The organism is Mesorhizobium sp. M7A.F.Ca.CA.004.04.2.1, from assembly GCF_004022825.1.
GTDB lineage: Bacteria > Pseudomonadota > Alphaproteobacteria > Rhizobiales > Rhizobiaceae > Mesorhizobium.
Window position 1 is genome coordinate 1 of the sequence record NZ_RZPH01000972.1, and the last position, 2,252, is coordinate 2,252.

A 2,252-nucleotide genomic window follows, 5' to 3' on the forward strand; every position below is an offset into this window, starting at 1 on the left:
GGCCGGCCCTCGACAAGGTCGGCTTGACAAGGGCGCGGCCGGCGATGACGCTGCCGCAATCGAACTTTGCGGAGGGAGGCCATGAACATGAAGAAGCTCTATGAAAAGCCGATGCTGCTCAAACGGCAGAAACTCTCCGCCGTGACGGCGCAGCAAGCCAATTCAGGCGTAATAGGCCCGACAGGCCCGGCAGGCTGACACCTCGCGGCATCCAATGAAGGTTAGCATCGGACGCACCCGGGGCGGGCGGTACGGCAGCCGCTCCAGGCGCAGCTTCAGTGTCCACGGCTGCTCTTCGCCCTGCGGGCGACCGCTTCCATAAAAGAGCGGGCGGCAGCGTCACAAGCCGTTCTGGACGGTCCGTTCGCGGACAGCACGACCTCCGCGGCCTTCCGCGACATGCCGTATTTCCGGGCGAAGACCGCAGCGTCGTAAGGTTCGTTTTCGGCTACCGGTGCCGCGGACGTGATCCTGGCTTTGGTCATTGGCGCGTCCGCCGGAAACTCTCAAGCAACTCGCCTTCATTGCGGCAGCCATTCTGAAATAGCGAAAACACCGTGGCCGCCAGAAGCTGCACGTCCGACTCTCCCGACATGCGATTGAGTTTGCGCTCCAGGCAGACCCGATCGAAGACGCGCTGGCACAGCTGCAGATCGGAAGGATGGAAACCAGGATTGCGCTTATGAAGGCTCGACATAAGAAGCCCCTTTCGGAGCAGCGACCACTTCCTTGACGCTGTGGGTCAAAAAATGAAATCGGGCTGAGCAAGAGTCAACATCGGCCTTCATCACAGTAAGTATCGTACAATTCTCCCGCCGCTCTGCCCCACTTTTCGAACGGTTCTCGGGCCCGGCGCGACATGGCGCCTTTGTCATTAGCCGGCGGATTTCATCGACCCTCACCGTGATCCGGCGCTCTCATGAAATATGTCGGTTTTGTACCAAGTGGCGCTTGGTACGTTTCCGACACTAACATTCAGGCCGATCTTTTCATATGCGAACGGGCGTTGGGGGGCGCCGTGCTTCGAATTTCATATCGCATTGATATCTTTCTTCGTTCAGAGCCCCTATACATAGGCGATCGTCCGTACGTTTTTACGGGCACGGACGGCTGGGAGATTGGATGGCTCTTGCCCTGCATTGGGCCACGCCATGTCTGATCTCACCAAATACCGAAATCAGCTGCTGCGGCGCATGCCTGCGGATGATCTGGCGTTGCTCGAGCCGCACATGCAGCGCTGCGACTTGCCGCTACGCATGATGCTGGTGACCCCGAATATTCCGATCGAGGCCGTCTACTTCATCGAACAGGGCATCGGTTCGGTGGTCGCCAGCACCGCGAGCGGCCAAGAGGCCGAAGTGGGCTTCATCGGCTTCGAGGGCATGACGGGATATTCCCTGGTGATGGGCGACGACCGTGCGCCGCAAGCCTGTTATGTCAAACTCGAAGGCGAAGCGATCCGCATCGAAGCCGGCGCTTTCAAGGCAGCATTGGCGGCAAGTGCAACCTTGCGCATGTTCCTGCTGCGCTTCGTCAACGCGCTACAGACCCAGGCCGGCTGCACCGCGCTCGTCAACGCGCGGCTGAAGCTCGAGGAGCGGCTGGCGCGCTGGCTGCTCATGTGCGACGACCGCGTGCCCGGCGAACATCTCGCCATCACCCACGAATTCCTGGCCATCATGCTTGGTGTCAGGCGGCCAGGCGTCACCGTCGCCCTCCAACTGCTTGAAGGCCGCGCGTTGATCCGCTCGCGTCGGGGCGAGATCGTCATTCGCGACCGCGCCGGACTGCTGGAACTCGCCAATGGCAGTTACGGCGAAGCCGAGGCCGAATATACAAGGCTGATCGGCGAGATCGGCGCGGCCTGATCAGGAGCGGTTGCCGCATCCGGCTTGCCCGATGTCGCTTTGCCGGGCGGTGCCGCACCGCCTTTAAATGCGCCCCGGCCAATCGGCCCATCCCCGTCGATCGGTCCATCCTTGGCTATCGGCAACCCGGCATGCTCCAGACTTGCAAGCTTGCACTTCGTCTGTTCGGCCGCCGCTCCCACAAGGCAGTCGATGGTGAACATGGCACCGGCGTGATCGCTGGCCGCGACCGCCTGGCGGATCTTCGTCAATTGCGCTTGCGTGTAGTCCAGAAGCTCGACCAGGCCGGTATGATCCAAACCGCCCTCCATTGCAGGATGTCGAGAGGCCGATCTCAGGTCGCTCTTGCCATCGAAATACGCCCCTTTACACGGCTTGCATAGC

4 protein-coding genes are annotated in these 2,252 nt (G+C 61.1%); 2 read left to right on the forward strand and 2 right to left on the reverse strand.

Going from position 1 to position 2,252, the window contains the following annotated elements; genetic code table 11:
• Positions 1-81: 81 nt before the first annotated feature.
• On the forward strand, positions 82-198 hold the full coding sequence (locus EN893_RS29950; RefSeq protein WP_306245655.1) for a putative RiPP precursor: 117 nt from the start codon (positions 82-84) through the stop codon (positions 196-198).
• A gap of 283 nt (positions 199-481) precedes the next feature.
• On the opposite strand, the gene EN893_RS29960 is transcribed toward EN893_RS29950, so the two are convergent.
• On the reverse strand, positions 482-697 hold the full coding sequence (locus EN893_RS29960; RefSeq protein ID WP_127272601.1) for a hypothetical protein: 216 nt from the start codon (positions 695-697) through the stop codon (positions 482-484).
• A gap of 454 nt (positions 698-1,151) precedes the next feature.
• Between EN893_RS29960 and EN893_RS29965 the strand changes: the two genes are divergently transcribed.
• Complete coding sequence (locus tag EN893_RS29965; protein ID WP_128362022.1) at positions 1,152-1,868, forward strand: Crp/Fnr family transcriptional regulator; 717 nt, start codon at positions 1,152-1,154, stop codon at positions 1,866-1,868.
• On the opposite strand, the gene EN893_RS29970 is transcribed toward EN893_RS29965, so the two are convergent.
• On the reverse strand, positions 1,811-2,252 hold a 442-nt coding region (locus EN893_RS29970; protein WP_206640197.1), incomplete at its 5' end, for a hypothetical protein. The genes EN893_RS29965 and EN893_RS29970 overlap by 58 nt on opposite strands.